At 55.5% G+C, this 19673-nt stretch carries 18 protein-coding genes and 1 riboswitch; of the genes, 10 read left to right on the plus strand and 8 right to left on the minus strand.

Annotated features, from left to right (window positions below; translation table 11 throughout):
• Positions 1-34 precede the first annotated feature (34 nt).
• Positions 35-1306, minus strand: coding sequence for a pentapeptide repeat-containing protein (locus IT893_RS17065; protein ID WP_252723988.1), 1272 nt, complete (start codon positions 1304-1306; stop codon positions 35-37).
• Positions 1307-1660: 354 nt separating this feature from the next.
• Here IT893_RS17065 and IT893_RS17070 point away from each other — a divergent pair, with 354 nt between their 5' ends.
• The 4 genes from IT893_RS17070 to IT893_RS17085 all read left to right on the plus strand — a co-directional run bounded on the left by IT893_RS17070 (position 1661) and on the right by IT893_RS17085 (position 6875).
• Complete coding sequence (locus IT893_RS17070; RefSeq protein WP_064779906.1) at positions 1661-2884, plus strand: response regulator; 1224 nt, start codon at positions 1661-1663, stop codon at positions 2882-2884.
• A 131-nt stretch (positions 2885-3015) separates the two neighbouring features.
• Entirely contained in the window at positions 3016-4239 is a 1224-nt protein-coding gene (locus IT893_RS17075; protein WP_197146089.1) for a response regulator, read from the plus strand.
• A gap of 12 nt (positions 4240-4251) precedes the next feature.
• Complete coding sequence (locus IT893_RS17080) at positions 4252-5454, plus strand: HD domain-containing phosphohydrolase (RefSeq protein ID WP_197146090.1); 1203 nt, start codon at positions 4252-4254, stop codon at positions 5452-5454.
• Positions 5454-6875, plus strand: a complete 1422-nt coding sequence (locus IT893_RS17085) for a nitrogen regulation protein NR(II) (protein ID WP_197146091.1) — start codon at positions 5454-5456, stop codon at positions 6873-6875. Before IT893_RS17080 ends, IT893_RS17085 begins: the two co-directional genes overlap by 1 nt.
• On the opposite strand, the gene IT893_RS17090 is transcribed toward IT893_RS17085, so the two are convergent.
• From IT893_RS17090 to IT893_RS17100, 3 genes are all read right to left on the minus strand, one after another.
• Positions 6872-7192 (minus strand): YnfA family protein, encoded by a 321-nt coding sequence (locus IT893_RS17090; RefSeq protein WP_120224147.1) that lies wholly within the window; start codon positions 7190-7192, stop codon positions 6872-6874. The genes IT893_RS17085 and IT893_RS17090 overlap by 4 nt on opposite strands.
• 16 nt (positions 7193-7208) lie before the next feature.
• Positions 7209-8228: an asparaginase gene (locus IT893_RS17095; RefSeq protein WP_197146092.1), complete on the minus strand. Its 1020-nt coding sequence runs from the start codon at positions 8226-8228 to the stop codon at positions 7209-7211.
• A 174-nt stretch (positions 8229-8402) separates the two neighbouring features.
• Complete coding sequence (locus IT893_RS17100; protein WP_197146093.1) at positions 8403-8987, minus strand: TetR/AcrR family transcriptional regulator; 585 nt, start codon at positions 8985-8987, stop codon at positions 8403-8405.
• Positions 8988-9136: 149 nt separating this feature from the next.
• Between IT893_RS17100 and IT893_RS17105 the strand changes: the two genes are divergently transcribed.
• Positions 9137-9895, plus strand: coding sequence for an SDR family NAD(P)-dependent oxidoreductase (locus IT893_RS17105; RefSeq protein WP_197146094.1), 759 nt, complete (start codon positions 9137-9139; stop codon positions 9893-9895).
• A 69-nt stretch (positions 9896-9964) separates the two neighbouring features.
• Here IT893_RS17105 and IT893_RS17110 read toward each other — a convergent pair whose 3' ends face one another.
• A complete protein-coding gene (locus IT893_RS17110; RefSeq protein WP_197146095.1) occupies positions 9965-10444 on the minus strand; it encodes an Lrp/AsnC family transcriptional regulator in 480 nt (159 codons plus the stop codon).
• A 140-nt stretch (positions 10445-10584) separates the two neighbouring features.
• On the opposite strand from IT893_RS17110, the gene phhA reads away from it, so the two are divergent.
• The gene (phhA, locus tag IT893_RS17115; RefSeq protein ID WP_197146096.1) at positions 10585-11484 is read left to right on the plus strand and encodes a phenylalanine 4-monooxygenase; all 900 of its coding nucleotides are present in this window, start codon (positions 10585-10587) and stop codon (positions 11482-11484) included.
• Positions 11485-11542: 58 nt separating this feature from the next.
• On the opposite strand, the gene IT893_RS17120 is transcribed toward phhA, so the two are convergent.
• Positions 11543-11965, minus strand: a complete 423-nt coding sequence (locus IT893_RS17120; protein WP_008888386.1) for a response regulator — start codon at positions 11963-11965, stop codon at positions 11543-11545.
• Between the two features lie 286 nt (positions 11966-12251).
• Positions 12252-12431, plus strand: a riboswitch (cobalamin riboswitch).
• Positions 12432-12566: 135 nt separating this feature from the next.
• Here IT893_RS17120 and IT893_RS17125 point away from each other — a divergent pair.
• From IT893_RS17125 to meaB, 3 genes are all read left to right on the plus strand, one after another.
• Positions 12567-14615, plus strand: coding sequence for a methylmalonyl-CoA mutase family protein (locus IT893_RS17125; RefSeq protein WP_197146097.1), 2049 nt, complete (start codon positions 12567-12569; stop codon positions 14613-14615).
• Positions 14616-14617: 2 nt separating this feature from the next.
• Positions 14618-16771, plus strand: coding sequence for a methylmalonyl-CoA mutase (gene scpA, locus IT893_RS17130; protein WP_197146098.1), 2154 nt, complete (start codon positions 14618-14620; stop codon positions 16769-16771).
• Positions 16772-16840: 69 nt separating this feature from the next.
• Positions 16841-17896: a methylmalonyl Co-A mutase-associated GTPase MeaB gene (meaB, locus tag IT893_RS17135; RefSeq protein ID WP_197146099.1), complete on the plus strand. Its 1056-nt coding sequence runs from the start codon at positions 16841-16843 to the stop codon at positions 17894-17896.
• Between the two features lie 58 nt (positions 17897-17954).
• Here the strand turns inward: meaB and IT893_RS17140 are convergent, their stop codons facing one another.
• Positions 17955-18107, minus strand: coding sequence for a hypothetical protein (locus IT893_RS17140; protein WP_157097701.1), 153 nt, complete (start codon positions 18105-18107; stop codon positions 17955-17957).
• 143 nt (positions 18108-18250) lie between these two features.
• Positions 18251-18400: a hypothetical protein gene (locus tag IT893_RS17145; protein WP_157097702.1), complete on the minus strand. Its 150-nt coding sequence runs from the start codon at positions 18398-18400 to the stop codon at positions 18251-18253.
• 203 nt (positions 18401-18603) lie between these two features.
• Here IT893_RS17145 and IT893_RS17150 point away from each other — a divergent pair, with 203 nt between their 5' ends.
• A complete protein-coding gene (locus IT893_RS17150) occupies positions 18604-19602 on the plus strand; it encodes a tRNA-dihydrouridine synthase (protein ID WP_197146100.1) in 999 nt (332 codons plus the stop codon).
• Positions 19603-19673: the final 71 nt, after the last annotated feature.

A 19673-nucleotide genomic window follows, 5' to 3' on the forward strand; every position in this document is an offset into this window, starting at 1 on the left:
GCTTAGTTAACCTGCACCCTGACAGGGTTGGATCTTAAACCTTACCGGGGATGATTCCGGTCAGAATCGAGCCGGTGTTGGTACCGTCAAGATCGACGTCGCTTAGGTCCGTTTCACCAAAGGCAACACCGGAAATATTGGCCTTGCAAAGCTTGGCCCCCTTCATGTGGGGCTCATCGAAAACCGAGTTTCGAAGGTCAGCGTGTGAAAAGTCCGTTGCATGAAGGTCTGCGCGCCAGACCTCGCCCGTTTTTTGTCCCTTGGCATCACGTTGTTCGACGCCACCGAACTTGACGCCCTGAAGCACGGCCTTGGTGCAGTTGGCATAGGACATCCGTACACCGTTCATGATCGACCCGCTCAGTCGGGCGCGGGACAAATCGGCATTGCGCATCGATGCCATGACCAGAATGGTATCGACCAGCAAAACACCGCGCAGGATGCAATCATCAAAACATGCCGCCGAAAGATCAAACCCGGTGAAATCAAGTTCGGTCAGATCACGACCGGTCACATCAAGGCGTGCGCCCGATATGCCGCCACTTGTCAGCCACTCGGTATGGGCATTGAGCAAGATGCGAATATCATCGGGCAACAGCGTTGCCGCCTTGCTGCCAATCGAGTTTGACGTATTGGCCTGCGACAGATCAACATTCGCCAGATCAACATTGCGCAGATTGGCACCCGACAAGTCCGTGCCAAGCAAAAGCGTATCCTTGAGCTTTGCACCCTTGAGGTTCGCGTTCTTGAGCTTTGCGCCCGACAGGTTGCAGCCCGAAAGATCCGCGCCGGCAAGGTTAACGGCAAACATGTTGGCGTCGCTCAGATCCGCATCGGCAAGCCTGGCACCCGACATGTTGCTTTCGGCCAGGTTGGCTCCGGACATCACCGATCCCTGAAGGTCTGCGTTGGTCAGATCTGTTTGTCGTTTGACCTTTTTTTCGCGTCCGGCATCGACAATCACCATCACACCGGATCGAAGATCGGCCCCCGTCAGGTTGGCATTGCGCAGTTTGGCACGCGCCATGTTGGCGCCGCGCAAGTCGGCGCGCATGAAGCTTGAACCTTCGAGATTGGCCTCGACAAAGTTGGTTCCGAACAGATCACAGAAATCAAATTTGACATCCTGAATCTGGGCCTGGATGAAATTGGCACCGGGAAGCACCGCATCTTCAAGACTGATCTTGCTCATCTTGATGCGCGACAGGTTGCCATTGCGGAGCTGCAATCGCCGACCGCCGGGCTGCTTCATGACAAAGAGCTGATGCTTTTTGATTGCATCAACCAGTTCGGTGCGTGTTGTCATCTGGTGGGTGGTACCCCCGATCAATCGGAAACAGCGCATGGACGCCGCGGTTCCAAGAATTCTTATAAAGTATACCCGTCAATGACAGTGAACATTCTGACAAAACATGACAATTCAGCCCCTGGTTCACTGGCATAAATATATGATTACACAATACTTATCGCGTTGCATGGTTTTCTTGCGCCCTGTTGCGGATCTGACAATCGTGCGATCAATATTGCGGGGCAATGTGTTTGCAACGGCAGCGCCATATATGGGCCGGACCACGCAGGGAACCGGCCTGTGATATTGCGATCTTGTATGGGGTTCCGCCCACCCCCATCTGCAAAATGTATTTAAGAAGAAGCGGGTAAAATGCACCACATTCTGTTTGTTGATGATGATGCCAACATCCTGAACGGATTGCGCCGACGTCTGCGCAGCACCCGTCCCGAGTGGAACCTTTATTTCGCCAATAGCGGATCTGAGGCCATCGAACTTGCCGAAAACAAGGATCTCGACGTCATCGTTTCAGACATCCAGATGCCTGGCATGGACGGTGTGACCTTGCTTGAAACCTTGCAGAAAACCCATCCCGATGCCGTACGTATCATTCTGACCGGTCATGCCGACAACGCATCTTATCTGCGCACCATCGGCCCGGCACACCAGTTTCTGAGCAAACCCTGCGATCATGAAACCCTGGTCGACAGTATTGAAAACGCACTGGGTCTGCGTCAGTTATTGCGAAGCCCCGAACTTAGAACCCTTGTCGCTGGTTCCAAGAGCCTCGCCTCGCCACCCGACACCTATATGCGTCTGGAAACGGCCTTTTCGAACCCGAATTACGCGCTTGATACCATCAGCAAAATTGTTGAGTCCGATATCGCGCTGACCACCGAAGTTTTGAAACTGACCAACTCGTCCTATTTCGCAGTGACGCAGAATGTTTCGTCGGTCGCGCATGCGGTCAGGATGCTGGGGATGGAAACGCTTAAGGCGCTTGCCCTTTTTGTCGGGCTGTATCGCGGCTTTGACGGCCCGGCCAGTCAGGCAGCCAATCTTAAACGCCTGTGCCACCGCTCCCAGCAGATTGGCGTTACCGCGGCCCTGATTGCCGAATATGAACGGCTTCCGCGTGAAATTTGCCATGCTGTGCCATCCATCGGGATGCTTAGTCACATTGGGACGTTGATCCTTTATACCAAGCGCCCTGATGAGATGCAGGCGGTCATTGACCGTGTTGAAAAAGAAGGGATTTCAATTGATCAGGCGGAGGCCGAACAATTCGGGGCCGGACATGCCGAAATCGGTGCCTATTTGTTGGGACTGTGGGGTTTCCCGGCACCTGTCATTCAGGCGGTTGCCTATCATCATCGGCCAATGGATTTACCGCACCGGGAAATGACCGCCTTGACCGCGATCTATGTTGCGCAACATCTGACACGTGAAATTGCCGATCGTGATGCCGGAAGGACGGTCGAAAGCACGATCGATCAGGAATATCTCGCCCAGATCGGCAAGCAGAGCCACATCGAAGAATGGACCAATATTGCGGCTGTTGTGTCCGGCAAATACCGCGAACTGACCAACAACTAGATCACGTGTCCTGATGTGCTCCGTCTTCAGGAAAAAGGGGCAAAAAGGACACGACCCTCCACATATGCGGACTATCAAAGATCCTTTGCAGGCCCCATGTATAGACCATGGAGCACACGCATGAGGTGAAAATGAGCGTCATCCTTTTTGTCGATGATGACAAAAATATTCTGGATGGTTTGCGTCGCCGGTTACGCTCGGTCCGGTCCGGCTGGGAGCTGCATTTCGCGCATGACGCGGAAAGCGCCTTGGCGAAGGCTGCCGAAATGGAACCGGATGTCGTCGTTTCCGACATGCGCATGCCCGGAACCGATGGCGCAGAACTTTTGACCATGATGCAGGAAAAACACCCGCATAGCGCGCGTATCATTCTGTCGGGTTTTGCCGAGGAAGAGGCAATCCTGCGCACGGTTGGCCCGGCGCATCAGTATCTGGCCAAACCGTGTGATGATCAGATGCTGGTCGAAACCATCGAGAATGCGCTTGATCTCCGTAACCTTCTGACCAATCCGGACCTGCGTGCACTTGTTGGCGGGATTGATGCACTTGCCTCCCCGCCGATAACCTATACCAACCTTGTCAAGGCACTGGAAAATCCGCTGACCAGCAACGAGCAGCTTACGGCCATCGTGGCCTCGGACATTGCGTTAACCGCCGAGATCCTGAAGCTGACCAACTCGGCCTATTTTGCGGTTAGCCAGAAAATCACATCTGTCTCGCAAGCCATCCGCATGATTGGCGTCGATACACTTAAGGCGCTTGCCCTGTTTATCGGTCTGTTTCGCAGTTTTGACGGCCCCAAGCCGGCGGTCACGCGGATGATGCAACTGTGCAAACGCAGCCAGCAACTTGGCGTTGTCGCCACCTTGATCGCCGAGCAGGAAAAGCTTTCGAAGGAAGTGATCAGTGTCATGGCCGCTGTAGGCATGCTGAGCCATACGGGTAGTTTGATCCTTTATGCCTATCGCGCCAATGAAATGGCCGAGGTCATCAAGCGTGTCGAAACCGAAGATATTCCGATTAACGTTGCCGAACGTGATCAGTTTGGCGCAGCCCACCCGGAAATTGGTGCGTACCTTTTGGGTCTGTGGGGTTTTCCAAGCGCCATGGTGCAAACGGTTGCCTATCACCATCGCCCGCAAGACACGCGGCATACCGAAATGAACGCGCTTAGCGCAATCTATATCGCCCAGCACCTGGCACGCGAAGTCGCCATTGAAAGCCGCACCGGCCAGGCCTCCGAAAGCCGCATTGACCTTGAATACCTTGAACGTCTGGGAAAAGCCGACCGGTTGCCGGTCTGGCGCGAAATTGCCCGCGTGGTCGAAGAAAAATACCGCGAAATGGACATGTAAGGGAGAGAGATGATGACACAGAATCCCCCTGTACTCTTCGTTGATGACGATGAAAACCTGTTGATGGGACTTAAGCGCAAGCTGCGCGGCAAGTTCGATTTCGACACGGCGGTCGGCCCGCTTCAGGCGCTTGAGAAAATCAAGGCGGGCAACAAATATGCGGTTTGTGTTGCCGACATGCGCATGCCCGACATGGACGGTGTGAAGCTACTGGCCGAGGTTGCCACACTCAGCCCCGACACGGTCAACATGATGCTGACCGGCAATGCCGACCAGCATACCGCGGTCGAAGCAATCAACCGGGGGCATATTTTCCGCTTTTTCAACAAGCCGTGCGAGGACGAGGACCTGATTGCCGGTGTTAAGGCGGGCTTGCGCCAATATCAGTTGATCACTGCAGAAAAGGCGCTGATCGAACAGACCCTGGCAGGCAGTGTGAAGGTCCTGACCGAAGTGCTGGCACAGCTAAATCCAGCGATTTTTGGCAAGGCCATGCGCGCCAAGCTTTGGTGCGATACCATTGCCAAACAGATCGGCTACCCGCATCCGTGGGAGTTGGGGTTGGCCGCGTTGCTGGCGCCCATTGGCTATGTCTCCCTGCCGCCGGAAATCCTTGCCCGTCTTGGCGATGAAAAGCCGCTTCAGCCGCTTGAACGAGATGTGGTCCGTCGCACGCCCGAGGTGGCACGCAAACTGATTTCCAATATCCCGCGGCTGGAACAAGTTGCCGGTATTGTCTATCTGCAAAACCGCAATTTTGACGGATCGGGCTTCCCGGCCGAAGGCCCGCTTGGCACGGAAATTCCGTTGGGTGCGCGGGTCCTTCGAATTTTCAACGACCTTGGCAAAATTGTCGAAAGTGATCTTGTCGTCAAACAGCACTTTGACGAGTTGCGCCACAAGCCTGAACGCTATGACCCGGAACTGCTAAACCAGATCGAGGCGATCCTTGCCCAGGAAGACCCGTCCTACGACAAAGTTGCCTATCCGACCGGCACGGAGCATGACATTTACCTCAAGAACCTGCGGATCGGGGATTTCCTGCTGACCGATATCGAAACGCGCGACGGGCATATCTTGCTGACCCATGGCAATTACGTTTCCGAAATTCAGATCCAGCGGCTGCGCGTTTTTCAGGAACTTCACCAGTTTCATGAACCCATTCGTGTCCGGCGCGGCGGGCATGACCAGGTTGCCGGGGGCGGAGGGGCCTGATGTCTGAAAAGATTGAAAACCTGCACGACACCAAGATCCTGAGTGGCACATCCGATCTGACATCTGGGGCGGATCTGCTTGAGGCAGCCAAGGAAATTGATGCGCCAGAAGACGTTCGCGCCCACTTCCTGGCACTGATGGGGGAACAGAAGCGCCGCAAGCTCGAAACCATGCAGCGGCTCAAGACCATTCTTGATAGCGTTGTCGAGGGGATCCTGATCATTGATGCCACCGGCATGATCCAGGACTTCAACAAATCAGCCGCCGAAATCCTGCGCGCAACCGGCGATGAGCTGTTGGGCACTTCGGTCGATGTGATGTTCATTGATCGCAAGGCAACCGTGCGCCACAAGCTTTTGAACCGCTGCATCAATATCAGCAGTGGTGTGCTGAAATATGACTATACCGAAACCATGGCGCAGCGCCTTGATGGCGACAGCTTTCCGATGGAAATCATCGTAAGTCCGGCCAATTTCGCCTCCGAGATGAGTTATCTTTACATTTTCCGCGACATCACCCGACGCAAGAACGCGGAAGTCGCGCAAAAGAAGCTTGAAGAAGACCTGCGCGAGGCCCTTAAGCTTGAGGCGATTGGCCATCTTGCTGGCGGCATTGCCCATGAAATTAATACGCCCAGCCAGTATATCCGCGATAACCTGAAGTTCCTTAATGACAGTTACGGGGCGCTGTCACGCATGCTTGGTCTCGCCTTGCAGACCCTGTGGAAAAACCGCGCAAATTTGCCGCCCAATACGTTTGAGGATTTCGCCCGACAAATGCGTGATTCCGATCTTGAATTCCTGCTTGAGGAAATCCCGCATGCCACCCAACAATCCCTTGATGGCATTAATCAGGTGGCGCGAATTGTCCTGTCGATGAAGGAATTCTCCCACCCCGGCGGGACGGAAAAAACCACCACCGACATCAACCGGGTCCTGTCGAACGTGATTGTGATTTCACGCAATGAATGGAAACACAATGCCGACATCACCGAAGAATTCGATCCGGAAATCCCGCATATTCCCTGCCACATCAACGAGGTCAATCAGGTCTTCCTCAACCTGATCGTCAACGCGGCACAGGCCATTCAGGCGGCCGGGCGCAAACCCGATGAAGGTCACATCACGGTCAAGACCACGTCGCTTGATGACAGCATCCTGATTTCGATTTCCGACAACGGAACTGGCATTGCCAAGGAAAACAGGTCAAAGGTGTTCAACCCGTTCTTTACCACCAAGGAAGTTGGCAAGGGCACAGGACAGGGACTTTCGATCACCCATGACATCGTCACGGTGCGTCACGGCGGGCGCATCTGGTTTGAAACCGACATGGGAAAGGGAACGACTTTCCGCGTACTTCTGCCCGCCGAAGACCGCACCGGCAAAAAGTCCGACGCAAAATCCGAAAAAACCAAGACCTAACGCGGGGCAAACAGGATGATCCCGGCCCCCAAAAGGCAAACCAGCAATCCGGTTACATCCCAGCGGTCGGGGGTGGTGCGTTCAACCACCCACATCCAGAAGATTGATGCCGTGATGTAAACCCCGCCATAGGCCGCATAGGCCCGCCCGGCAAAGTCGGCCTCAACCCGGGTCAGAAGCCAGGCAAAGACAATCAGGGATGCCACACCCGGCACGACCCAAAGGATCGATTTCCCGGACCGAAGCCAGGCCCAGAAGGCAAAACACCCGGCAATTTCGGCAATCGCCGCAAAGATATAGGCCGCAATGCTTTGCATCTATTCCCCGTTTTGATCAGAAGGCCGGGCGCAAGTCCCCGGCATATTTGCCCGCCCAGTTGGTCAGAACCGGGGTCAGGTATTTTTTAAGGACCTCTGCCTTGGCGTCATCAATCACGCCATGTTTGCGCAGGATCGCGCCCATCGCAACCTCTGCCCCGCGCTGGGTGCCATCATCGATCTTAAGCGCCACACCAAGCCCCTGTTTGGGGAAGGCCGCGCAATAGACCCCCTCTGCGCCGACCTTGACCAGTGCATCTTCACCGCATTCTTCCATGATACCGGTGCAAAAACGCCCGGTTCCGGCAACCATGAAGGGCGCATTTGCACAGCCCTTGCGGATGCGCTTGATCGCATCAATACGTTTGGCATCAAGGCCCACCGGATCTGCCATCCGCGCCATGGCAAGGCCCAGATCACGCAACCGCATGCCAATCACCGGAATGCCACATCCATCAATACCGCGCGGGGTCGAAGACAGATCGCAATCCCCCATTTCTTCCAACACCTTGATCAGGCGTTGCTGAACCGGATGGGATTCTTCGATATAGCCGCTCGGATCTTCGCCCAACTGCTGCGCGGTCGACAGGAACCCGGAATGCTTGCCAGAGCAATTGTTGTGCGCCTTCGTCAGGCTCACATGATCAGACGCCTGTTTAATCGCTGCATTCAGGCTGAGTGAATAATGCGGGGCGCATTCCAGCGTATCGACCGAAAGACCGATCTTCTCCAACCACGCCTTTACGGTTTGGGCGTGTTCTTCCTCGCCATTATGCGATGAACAGGCAAGGGCAATGTGTTTGTCCTCAAGCCCGAAGGCCTCTACCGCGCCGCTTTCAACAAACGGAATGGCCAGAAGCGGTTTGATCGCCGATCGCGGATACATCAGCGCATCAATATCGCCCCCCTGATCAACCACTGTCCCGTCAGACGTCATCACGACGTAGCGCCCGCGATGGAAACTTTCGACCATATCGCCGCGTGTGGCTTCTGCAAGGATCGGGTTGGCGGCAAGGGGCACTGGGGACTGAGGCATTTCGCGAAGCTCCGGGGCTGGATGGACTTGGGGTCGACCGAGGTATGAACCCTGATCATGCTATGCCCGAAATATGGGCGTGAAGGCAAGCAAGACCAGCCTTCGCAGATATAAAAAACACCCTGTCAGGGCAGAGCGTTGATTGTCGCAAGATCACGATGAATAGAGGTAGCGTCATGCTTGCGGCCAGGCGCAAAGTGCCTGATCGGCAATACGTTCGAGGCGTTCGCGGCTGAAGCCTGCCTTGGCCTGCACGGCCATGCCATGCAGGACGGTGAGAACGAATGACGCAAGCGCCGCAGCATCAGTAGATGCTGGCAAGTCACCCTCGGTCTTTGCCTTTTCGAATCGCTTGCGAAGCATTGCCTCGCCCTCTGCGCGGGCATCAATCAGTGCTTTTCGCACAGCCTCAGCATCGTCTGATCCGGCAAGAACACCATTGATGCCAAGACAGCCCGTATGGTCGGCATAGCGCGTATGCAGCTCAGCGGCCTGATAAAGAATGTGGGCGGCAACTTCCCGCGCCGTCGGGCGGTCGAGCGCAACCGGAATGAAATCAAGATAGTGCTCGTAGTAGCGGTCCAGCGCCTTACGAAACAGGGCTTCTTTATTACCAAACGCGGAATAAAGGGCCGGGCGTTCCACACCGGTCGCTTCTGTCAGATCGGCATAAGACGCGCCCTCGTAGCCTTTACGCCAGAAAACGCGCAGTGCAGCGTCAAGTACCTTTTCCACATCAAATTCGCGATGACGTCCCATCAAACCGATCCTTCTTTTTCGTAACGACCGTTACTAAACCACTTGACAGGTCATGTCCAGTTTTCATAACTAGCATTATCGTAATGATCGTTATGAAATATTGGTCGCCGAATTCTGCGACCAGTTTCCTCACACAGAAAGGTTTTATCATGACCGCAGTTCTCAGCGGAAAAGTTGCTCTTGTCACGGGTGGTTCTCGTGGCCTCGGCGCGGCAACAGCTGAAAAGCTTGCCGATCTTGGCGCAGATGTTGCCATCAGCTATGCGTCCTCTGACGAAAAGGCCAAGGCCGTCGTCAATAGGCTCGGATCAAAAGGCGTTCGCGCGATCGCCATCAAAAGCGATCAATCCGATCTGGCCTCTGCCAAGCCGTTGATTGACGCCGTGATTGCCGAATTCGGCAAACTCGACATTCTTGTGAATAATGCAGGCATCGCCATACAGGGACAGTCGGTGGATGATCCCGAACTTGATGGCGAAAATTATAACCGTCAGTGGCAGGTCAATGTCATGGGAACGATCGCCAATACCCGTGCGGCCGCACCCAGGCTTTCCAACGGTGGCCGCATCATCTTTATCGGCTCATTGCTTGGTAGTTACGTTCCATTTGCCGGCGCTGCTGATTATGCTGGAACCAAAGCTGCCCTTGTCGGCTATGCCAAGGGTGTTGCCCGCGATCTCGGTGGACGCAACATCACGGTGAATGTCATTCAGCCCGGTGTGATGCCAACAGAGATGGCAACTGAAGTCCTTGGGGATGACATCCCGGATGCGCTTCTCGATATGCATCCGATCCGACGTATTGCTACGTTGGAGGAAGTTTCTGAAACCATCGCCTTTTTTGCTGGTCCGCATGCCGGGTACATCACTGGCGAGACCATCAATATCGCGGGTGGTCTCGGCACCTGATTGCGACTGCCACCAAAGACTGGGCCGGGTGCATTTGCACCCGGCCCCGCATACGTCTTTCCGATACCTTTAACCGCCTTTCGGCAACGGTATGGCTGTCAGGTTCTTGTATTCCTTTAAAACCAGACTGGATTGCACATCGCGCACATTGGGCATTGAAAGCAACTGATGGGTAACAAAATCGCCAAAGCTTTCGATATCGCGTGCCACAGACACCAGCAGAAAATCCTGCCGTCCCGTCATCGCCCAGCAGGACAGGATTTCCGGAAGATCATTCATCGCGCGGGCGAAATCCTCCGCCCCTTGTTCGGTATGGCTTTGCAAGCGGACCTGAATGGTCGCCAGCACCCCAAAGCCGAGTTTCTTGCGATCCAGAAGGGCGACCTGACGTTTGATCACCCCGGATGCCTCAAGCTGTTTGACCCGACGCAAACACGGCGATGGCGACATGCCGACCATTTCAGCCAGTTGAACATTGCTGATGGCGGCGTCCTTTTGCAGGGCCTGCAGGATGCGGATATCGGTCGCACTTAGCGTCACGTCGGTCATTTTAAACCCCAAATCAAACACACAAGGTCACAATATGCACATCATAGCCGATTTCGATGCCCTATTGGCCAGAAAATGACATTAGAGTTGATGTAAAATGATCCTTGTAAATCGGCAATAGAACCCGAAAGAGGACGGCCATGAATCAGGGAAACGATCTGCGTGGTGATTACAGCCACATCAATGACGACTACACCATCGATCAGGACTGGAGCACATATACCGAGGCCGAGCACGAACTTTGGCGCAAACTTTATGACCGCCAGTCGCGCATTTTGGCCGGTTATGCCGCCGAGGATTACATTCGCAATCTGATGAAACTTGATGCGGCGGATCAGATTCCGCATTTCGGCCGGGTTAGCGAGAAGCTCCATGCGGCGACCGGCTGGCATCTTGTGGCTGTTCCGGGGCTGGTGCCTGATGATGTGTTTTTTGACCATCTTGCCAATCGGCGGTTCCCGGTCACGGTGTGGCTGCGCAAGCCCGAGGAAATGGATTATCTGGTCGAACCCGACATCTTCCATGACTTTTTTGGTCATGTGCCGATGCTCTATGACCCGACCTTTGCCGACTATCTGGCAGCCTATGGCGCCAAGGGCCCAGAGGCCATTGCGATGGGCGGCCTGAAACAGCTGGCGCGGATGTATTGGTACATGGTGGAGTTTGGCCTGATCATGACCCCGCATGGATTGCGCGCCTATGGGGCTGGCATGTTGTCATCGCAAACCGAAACCATCTATTCGGTGACCGATCCCACACCAAACCGGGTAGCGTTCGAGCTTGAACGCGTCATGGGCACGGATTATGCGATTGATGATTTCCAGAAAACCTATTTCGTTCTGGAAAGTTACGATCAGTTGTTTGACGCGATGAATGTGCCGCTCGCCCCGATCTATGATCGGCTCGCCAAGAAGCCTGCGATTGATCCGGCAACCACCTTGCCGACAGACCGGCTTTATCATGTGCATGGTGCTGCAGACAGCATCATTTCCCTGGGCGAGGAGACCCACAGGACCCACAGACAACAACGCCCTGCGTAAGGCAGGGCGTGGCGATCCGTTCAGGATTGATCAAGGCAGGGCTGGTCTGGCAGCACCGCTAGCAGGCACTGATGGAATGACCCAGCACCCGATTGAGTTGCTCAAGCACCACTTTCGGGCTGGCGTCCTTGCTGATGAAATCGGCCGCCCCAAGCGCATCGGCTTGTGCGCGGGTGTCGGCATCATAATGGGCCGAGAAGAAGAAAACCGGCACGTTTTGGCTGTTGGGATAGCGGCGGCGAATTTCGCAGAACGCTTCAAAGCCGCTCATACCCGGCATTTCGATATCAAGGATGATGGCACGGGGATAAAGCCCGTCCAGCTGATCAATCAGATCATCGGCACAATCAAAACCGGCCACGTCATATCCTGCCCGACGCAACACTGTTTCAAGGGCTGCTTTGGCGCTGGGACTGTCGTCGGCGAACGCAACCAGTCCATCAGGACAGAATTGCGACGGCATGGCGCTGAGCGCGTTCATGGATGGCGATACTCCGAGTTTTGGGACAAGTCCAAACTGACAGACGAAAATGTCAAATTGGTTAAACCCGCCAAATTTTTGCCACGCAATGTTCCGGCTTCACCCTGATCTTGCACCCGTGCCGCGAAAGTATAAGGCCGCAAGGATCGGAACCATGCGGCGCGCAAACCACGAACAGACGTGCAAAACCCCAATGTTTCCGCCGACATAACGTTACGGAAACCTGATTTGTCGGGGTCGATATCCGTCTAAATAGGCATTTCCATGCCTATTTACGGAATTAAGGACAGGTGCTATAAACCGCCATGTCGCGAATGTGACCGGAAAATAGGATCGGGAATCCGGTGCGGCCGTGCTTTAGCGCACTTTGGCCAAGCCCGGAACTGCCCCCGCAACTGTAAGCGTGACGGCCTTTTTGCAGGCTTTCTCGCGAGTCAGAATACCGATGGTGTTTTCTTGGCATGAAATGGGCCGGGCGGGGTGTACCGGGTACTGGGAATCCGTAGTAGAATAGAATTTGGCAACGTTCCGTGCCCGACGCCATATGAAGACCCCATATGGAGTCGCATCAAGGACGGGACACACCAAGCCGGGAGAAACCATGTCCGACCCGCTAAAGCTCGCATCCGAATTTCCATCTGCTGATTACGCAAGTTGGCGCAAGCTTGCCGAGGAGGCCCTTAAAGGGGCACCGTTCGAAAAGAAGCTTGTCACCAATACGCTTGATGGGTTTTCCGTTCAGCCGATCTATACAAATGATGATCAGGATGACGCGACCCGGCTGATCCACGAAGTTCTTAATGCCACGGTCGAGCCGCGCGAAACCGTCACCGGCTGGGACATCCGTCAACTTCATACCCATCCCGACCCCAAGGCCACCAATGCCGCGATCCTCGAGGACCTTGAAAATGGGGCGACCTCAATCACGCTAAGGCTTGATGCCGCCGCCCGTGCGGGGCGCGAAATCAGTTCTGCAGAGGTCGGTGTTGATGGGATTGCCATTCATTGTCTGGCGGACCTTGATGCCGCGCTTGAGGATGTTTACACCAACCTTGCCACCGTCGGACTTGATGCCGGGGCGGCTGGTGTTCCGGCCGCAGCACTTCTGGCTGCCCATATCGCAAATACCGACGGTGCCGACGAAGCCGCACCGGCCTTTAACATCGACCCGATCGGAACCCTGGCATCTACCGGCACCCTGCCCTGTGGCGCACAGGAGGCGGTTGATCATGCGGCAAGTGTTGCGGTTGAGCTGATTGATCTGTTCCCGCTGGCGACCGCAATTTCGGTGAATGGCGCACCTTATTACAATGCCGGGGCCACCGATGCTCAGGAACTGGCCTGTTTGCTGGTAAGCGGGGTGACCTATTTGCGTGCCCTGACCGATGCCGGGATGGCGGTTGATCAGGCCGCGGGTGCGATGGTGTTTAACGTCGCCATCGGCACGGACTTCTTTGCCGGGATCGCCAAGCTGCGTGCGCTTCGCATGATGTGGAGCCGCGTTCTTTCGGCATCGGGTGCCGAGGATGCAACGATTACGATCAATGCGGTTTCGGCCGAAATGGCCCTGACCAAGGTTGATCCGTGGGTCAATATGCTGCGCACCACGGTGACAAGCTTTGCCGCCGGTCTTGGCGGTGCGGATAGTGTGACCTGCCTGCCTTATGATCATCTGATTGGCCTGCCCGATGGCTTTGCGCGCCGCATTGCGCGCAACACCCAACTGATTTTGCAGGAAGAAAGCAACGTGCACCGGGTCATCGATCCGGCGGGTGGTTCGTGGTTTATTGAAAACCTGACCAAGGAACTGGCGAAGGCAGCTTGGTCCAAGTTCCAGTCGCTTGAATCATCGGGTGGCATTTTAAGTGCCCTTGCCAATGGCAGTCTGAAGACCGAGATCGAGACCGTCTGGAACGCCCGTGAAAAACGCCTGTCGACCCGTCGGGATCCGCTGACCGGTGTGTCGGAATTCCCCAACATCACAGAAGCAAAAGTAACCTGCGAAAAGCCGGACCTTGAGGCGATCGTTGCAGATGCCAAGGCCCGTCAGACCAAATTTGATGGCACGGTCGGCAAAAGCCTGAGCGCCATGATTGAGGCCGCGCGCGCCGGTGCCACCATCGGGCATATGTTTACCGATCTTTATGGCACCAGCGCCGCGACATGTATCGGTGCCCTGCCCGCCCATCGACTTGCCGAACGTTATGAGGCGCTTCGCAAACGTTCTGATGCGCATAAGGCAAAGACCGGATCCTTCCCGCAGGTCTTCCTGGCCAATCTTGGCAAGGTTGCCCAGCACACGGCACGCGCGACCTTTGCGCGCAACTTCTTTGAAGCCGGCGGGATCGAGGCGATCACCAATAACGGCTTTGCCACTGCCGATGACGTTGCAACCGCCTTTGGCGAAAGCGGGGCGAAAATCGCCATCATTTGCGGATCAGACCCGCAATATGCTGACATGGCAGCGGATGTTGCCAAGGCGCTGAAATCCAAAGGGGCCAGCATGGTTTATCTTGCTGGCCAGCCGGGCGATGCGAGGTCGACTTACGAAGCCGCCGGCATTAACGAGTTTGTTTTTGTCGGGGCCGATGTCCTTGCCATTTGCGGTACCGCACTTGATCATCTTCTTGGCAAACAGGGGGAGAAATAACCATGACCCGCATTCCTGATTTCTCCGACCTTCCGCTGTTTGATGGCGCGTCCGCAGGTGCCAAGGACCCGTTTGAAAGCACGCCCTGGACCACGCCAGAAGGCATTGATGTCAAATCATCTTATGGCCCCAAGGATCTGGACGGCATTGATCACCTGAACACCATGCCGGGCATGCCGCCGTTTTTGCGTGGCCCCTACCCGACCATGTATGTGCAACGTCCCTGGACAATCCGCCAATATGCCGGTTTCTCGACAGCCGAGGAATCGAACGCGTTTTATCGCCGTAACCTTGCCGCCGGGCAAAAAGGGCTTTCGATTGCCTTCGATCTGGCAACCCACCGTGGCTATGACAGTGATCATCCGCGCGTCGCAGGTGACGTTGGCATGGCCGGTGTGGCGATTGACAGCATCTATGACATGCGCACGCTTTTTGATGGCATCCCGCTTGATGAGATGTCGGTTTCCATGACCATGAACGGTGCGGTTCTGCCGGTGATGGCGCTTTATATTGCGGCCGCCGAAGAACAGGGTGTGAAGCACGAACAGCTTTCGGGCACCATCCAGAATGACATTCTGAAAGAGTTCATGGTGCGCAACACCTATATCTATCCGCCGAAACCATCGATGCGGATCATTTCGGATATCTTTGCCTTTACCTCGCAAAACATGCCGAAATTCAACTCGATCTCGATTTCCGGCTATCACATGCAGGAAGCCGGTGCGACGGCCGATCTTGAACTCGCCTATACACTGGCGGATGGCATCGAGTATGCCCGTGCCGGTCAGGCGGCGGGCCTTCCGATTGATAAATTCGCGCCGCGTCTGTCGTTCTTCTGGGCGATTGGCATGAACTTCTTCATGGAAATCGCCAAGATGCGCGCAGCCCGCATGATCTGGGCCAAGCTGATCAAACAGTTTGATCCGCAAAACCCCAAATCGCTGTCGCTGCGCACCCACAGCCAGACGTCGGGTTGGTCATTGACCGCCCAAGACGTATTTAACAACGTCGTCCGCACCTGTGTTGAGGCGATGGCCTCAACACAGGGCCATACCCAGTCGCTGCATACCAATGCACTGGACGAGGCATTGGCCCTGCCGACCGATTTCTCGGCCCGGATTGCGCGTAACACCCAGCTGTTCCTGCAACAGGAAAGCGGCACCACCAATGTTATCGATCCGTGGGGTGGTTCATACTATGTCGAACGCCTGACCCGCGATCTGGCGGAAAAGGCATGGGCGCATATCGCCGAGGTCGAAGAACAAGGCGGTATGGCCAAGGCAATTGAAGCCGGCATTCCGAAAATGCGCATCGAAGAAGCAGCGGCCCGCACGCAGGCCCGCATTGATAGCGGCCGTCAAACCTTGGTCGGTGTGAACAAATACCGCGTCACCGATGATCGCCCGGTCGATGTGCTTCAGGTCGATAACGCCGAAGTCCGCCGTCAGCAGATCGCAAAACTCGAACGTCTGCGCGCCGAACGTGACAACGCAGCAGTTGAAAGTGCCCTGACCGCGCTGACCAATGCCGCCGATGCCGGCAATGGCAACCTGCTTGAACTCGCTGTCGAGGCGGCCCGTGCCAAATGTACGGTTGGCGAGATTTCCGATGCGCTTGAAAAGGTCTATGGCCGTCATCAGGCGGTTATTCGCTCCATCTCGGGCGTTTATAAAACCGAAGTCGGCGCCGATAACGAGGCGCTGGCCAAGGTTGATCGCCTGATCAGGCAGTTTGAGGCCAATGAAGGCCGTCGCCCACGTATCCTGATCGCCAAGATGGGGCAGGATGGTCATGACCGTGGGCAAAAGGTGATCGCAACGGCCTTTGCCGATCTGGGCTTTGATGTTGATATCGGCCCGCTGTTCCAGACCCCGGAAGAAGCCGCCAAACAGGCGGTCGAAAACGATGTTCATATCGTAGGGGCAAGCTCGCTTGCCGCTGGTCACCTGACCCTTGTGCCGCAGCTTCGGGCCGAGCTTGATAAGCTTGGCCGTGAAGACATCATGATTGTTGCCGGGGGCGTGATCCCGCCGCAGGACTTCGACAAACTGTTCGAAGCCGGGGCCGAGGCGATCTTCCCGCCCGGAACGGTCATTGCCGAAGCAGCTGGCGACCTGCTAGAAAAGCTTAATCAGTCTGGCGAGGAAGCGGCCTGATCGCCGCTTCCTTCCAGCTCGACGTAACGCTTTGCTAGCGTGAAACGCGCCAAATTCAAGGAACGCCTGGTGAAAGAAACACTGCGCACCATACCTGCAGGCTCGGGCGGCACGGTCAGCCCGCGCAAGGCCGTGCGCAGACGTGTGCTTTCGACCGATGAAATCGTCGAAGGAGTTCTGGCAGGCGACCGCACCATTTTGTCGCGCGCGATCACGCTGGTTGAAAGCCGCAACCCCAAACATTTCGAACAGGCGCAAGCGGTTCTGGCCGAACTCATGCCCAACACAGGCGGATCGCAGCGCATAGGTATCACTGGGGTACCCGGTGTTGGCAAATCGACCTTTATCGAGGCGTTTGGCAAGAACCTGACCAAGGCGGGTAAAAAGGTCGCCGTGCTTGCCGTTGATCCGACCAGCGCGCGGTCGGGCGGATCCATTCTGGGTGACAAGACCCGGATGAACGAGCTTTCGATTGATCCCAATGCCTATATCCGCCCATCGCCCAGCAGTGGCTATCTGGGCGGGGTCAATCGCATGACGCGCGAAACCATCCTTCTGTGCGAGGCCGCCGGGTTTGATGTGGTCCTGGTCGAAACCGTGGGCGCGGGACAAAGCGAAACCATGGTCGCGCAGATGACCGACTTCTTCCTTGTCCTGATGTTGCCCGGTGCGGGTGATGAGCTTCAGGGAATCAAGAAGGGCGTTCTTGAAATTGCCGATCTGATTGCGGTGAACAAGGCCGATGCCGATCCGGCCAAGGCCCGCGAAGCAAAACGTGAGTATTCCTCAGCTTTGCGAATTATGCAGCCCACCAGCAAACATTGGCGCCCGCAATCGGTGATGGTTTCAGCACTCATCAATGACGGGCTTGATAACATCTGGGATCTGATCAACCAGCACCGCGCCGTGATGGAAAAAGAAGGCGAGTTCACCGCCAAGCGCGCCCGCCAGCAACATGACTGGATGTGGACGATGCTGCGCGACCGGTTGCTTGAAACCTTTACCGCGCGTAATGACGTGGCAAGCCGAATTCAGGCGCTTGAGGCTGACGTTTTATCGGGCACCACCAACCCGACCGCCGCGGTCGAGGAATTGCTCGGCCTGATCAAGATCGCCGCGAAATAGGCAAAACAAAAGGCCGCACAAAACGCGCGGCCTCTTAAACCATTTCGCTGTGGCTGGCTTACTTGTTTTCAGCGGCTTTCAGCTTTTCCTTCAGGATTTTAAGCTTCTCGACCGCATCGTTGATTTCCTGATCAAGATGCTTGAGGCCTTCGCGCTTTTCGGTCGGTACGGATTCGAGCTCATCCAGGGCTTTTTCTACGATATACAGCATCCTGCAATCCTCCTTGTTTTGGTATCGCGGCGTTACTTTGGCACCGTGGGCACCGGCGACATTCACGCTGGTTAACATAACACCCAGCATGGACCAACCGATGTGTCGTTTCAAAGACATGGATCAAGAATGATCCGAAACTATCAACCGGCTGTCTGTTCAAGACGTTCCTGAAGGACCCGGATGCTTTCGGAGGTTGATTGCAAAACCTGTTCAAGGCCGGAGAGTTTTTCACGGGCTTCGCGCGAGACCGCTTCGACTTCATCAAGCGCGCTTTCAAAGATATAGAGCATGTTTATGCCCTTTCATTGTTGTTTTTGATGTTTCAAAGCTAGCCCTCAATTTCGCTGAAACCGTGTCAGCAATGCGCTATTTCTGCCGCATTTCACCAAGGGTACGCGCAGGACGGCAAGGCTGATCTGTGATTTTTCACCGGCAGGTTTGGACGGTTTGTGGTAAAAGCCGCCAACTGATTTTCTGAAACTGGGTAAACCCGATGACGCACTTGGTGCTGGCACCGATGGAAGGACTTGTTGACTGGCGCGTTCGGCAATTGCTGAGTGCGACCGGCGGGTTCGACCTGTGCGTGACCGAGTTTATCCGCGTGTCGCAGAACCTGTTTCCCGCGCACGTGTTTCATCGTTATTGCCCGGAACTTTTGAACGGCGGCAAGACACTTTCGGGTGTGCCGGTTCTGGTTCAGCTGATGGGCCATGACCCGGAACTGATGGGCGAAAACGCGGTTGTCGCGGTAGAGCTTGGCGCGCCCGGCATTGATATCAATTTCGGCTGCCCGTCCAAGACCGTGAACAAGCGTGAAGCCGGAGCGTCGCTTTTGAAATGCCCGGAAAATCTGTATGAAATCGTCGCCGCTGTGCGCCGTGCGGTTCCGGATCACATCCCGGTCAGTGCCAAGGTCCGGCTTGGCTATTCCGACAAGGAAATGTTCCTTGATATTGCGCGTGCGGTTGAGGCCGGTGGCGCGCAGCACCTGACTGTGCATGCGCGTACCAAGATGGAAGGTTACAAACCGCCAGCGCATTGGGAATACCTTGCACGCATTCGCGAAGCCATTTCCATTGGCATGACCGGCAATGGCGAGATTTGGGATGTCGCGGATTATCAGAAATGCCGCGATATATCGGGCTGCGACAGCTTTATGATCGGCAGGGGCGCCATTGCCGCCCCGGACCTTGCCAACCGGATCAAGGCATTTGAAGGCGGATCACACCTGTCCAAGGAAAGCTGGGCGGATGTTCTGTCCATGTTGCTGGCCTATTGCGATCTGATGGCGTCAGATGGTGCGTCGGAAAATCATCAGGCCGGGCGCATCAAACAATGGATGGCCCTGATCCGCAAAAGCCACACCCAGGGTGAAGCCTGTTTTGACGAGATCAAACGTATCCGTTCTATTGACGAACTTCGCGCCAAGCTGCGGCACGATATGGCCTTGCCGGAAAATCAACGGACAAGTGACCTTATTGCGGCAGAGTAACAGGTCTATCTAGTCAAATATCCAAAAATAAAACGGGCGGTCATCACGACCGCCCGTTTTTATTCAATCAG

It is taken from the genome of Thalassospira sp. A40-3, assembly GCF_015871485.1.
In the GTDB taxonomy this organism is placed as follows: Bacteria; Pseudomonadota; Alphaproteobacteria; order Rhodospirillales; family Thalassospiraceae; genus Thalassospira; species Thalassospira tepidiphila.

What these genes read in the sequence shown, in the direction of transcription:
- IT893_RS17065 (WP_252723988.1), bottom strand. Translation starts at nt 1,306, where the DNA reads ATGACAACACGCACCGAACTGGTTGATGCAATCAAAAAGCATCAGCTC.
- IT893_RS17070 (WP_064779906.1), top strand. Translation starts at nt 1,661, where the DNA reads ATGCACCACATTCTGTTTGTTGATGATGATGCCAACATCCTGAACGGA.
- IT893_RS17075 (WP_197146089.1), top strand. Translation starts at nt 3,016, where the DNA reads ATGAGCGTCATCCTTTTTGTCGATGATGACAAAAATATTCTGGATGGT.
- IT893_RS17080 (WP_197146090.1), top strand. Translation starts at nt 4,252, where the DNA reads ATGACACAGAATCCCCCTGTACTCTTCGTTGATGACGATGAAAACCTG.
- IT893_RS17085 (WP_197146091.1), top strand. Translation starts at nt 5,454, where the DNA reads ATGTCTGAAAAGATTGAAAACCTGCACGACACCAAGATCCTGAGTGGC.
- IT893_RS17090 (WP_120224147.1), bottom strand. Translation starts at nt 7,192, where the DNA reads ATGCAAAGCATTGCGGCCTATATCTTTGCGGCGATTGCCGAAATTGCC.
- IT893_RS17095 (WP_197146092.1), bottom strand. Translation starts at nt 8,228, where the DNA reads ATGCCTCAGTCCCCAGTGCCCCTTGCCGCCAACCCGATCCTTGCAGAA.
- IT893_RS17100 (WP_197146093.1), bottom strand. Translation starts at nt 8,987, where the DNA reads ATGGGACGTCATCGCGAATTTGATGTGGAAAAGGTACTTGACGCTGCA.
- IT893_RS17105 (WP_197146094.1), top strand. Translation starts at nt 9,137, where the DNA reads ATGACCGCAGTTCTCAGCGGAAAAGTTGCTCTTGTCACGGGTGGTTCT.
- IT893_RS17110 (WP_197146095.1), bottom strand. Translation starts at nt 10,444, where the DNA reads ATGACCGACGTGACGCTAAGTGCGACCGATATCCGCATCCTGCAGGCC.
- phhA (WP_197146096.1), top strand. Translation starts at nt 10,585, where the DNA reads ATGAATCAGGGAAACGATCTGCGTGGTGATTACAGCCACATCAATGAC.
- IT893_RS17120 (WP_008888386.1), bottom strand. Translation starts at nt 11,965, where the DNA reads ATGAACGCGCTCAGCGCCATGCCGTCGCAATTCTGTCCTGATGGACTG.
- IT893_RS17125 (WP_197146097.1), top strand. Translation starts at nt 12,567, where the DNA reads ATGTCCGACCCGCTAAAGCTCGCATCCGAATTTCCATCTGCTGATTAC.
- scpA (WP_197146098.1), top strand. Translation starts at nt 14,618, where the DNA reads ATGACCCGCATTCCTGATTTCTCCGACCTTCCGCTGTTTGATGGCGCG.
- IT893_RS17140 (WP_157097701.1), bottom strand. Translation starts at nt 18,107, where the DNA reads ATGCTGTATATCGTAGAAAAAGCCCTGGATGAGCTCGAATCCGTACCG.
- IT893_RS17145 (WP_157097702.1), bottom strand. Translation starts at nt 18,400, where the DNA reads ATGCTCTATATCTTTGAAAGCGCGCTTGATGAAGTCGAAGCGGTCTCG.
- IT893_RS17150 (WP_197146100.1), top strand. Translation starts at nt 18,604, where the DNA reads ATGACGCACTTGGTGCTGGCACCGATGGAAGGACTTGTTGACTGGCGC.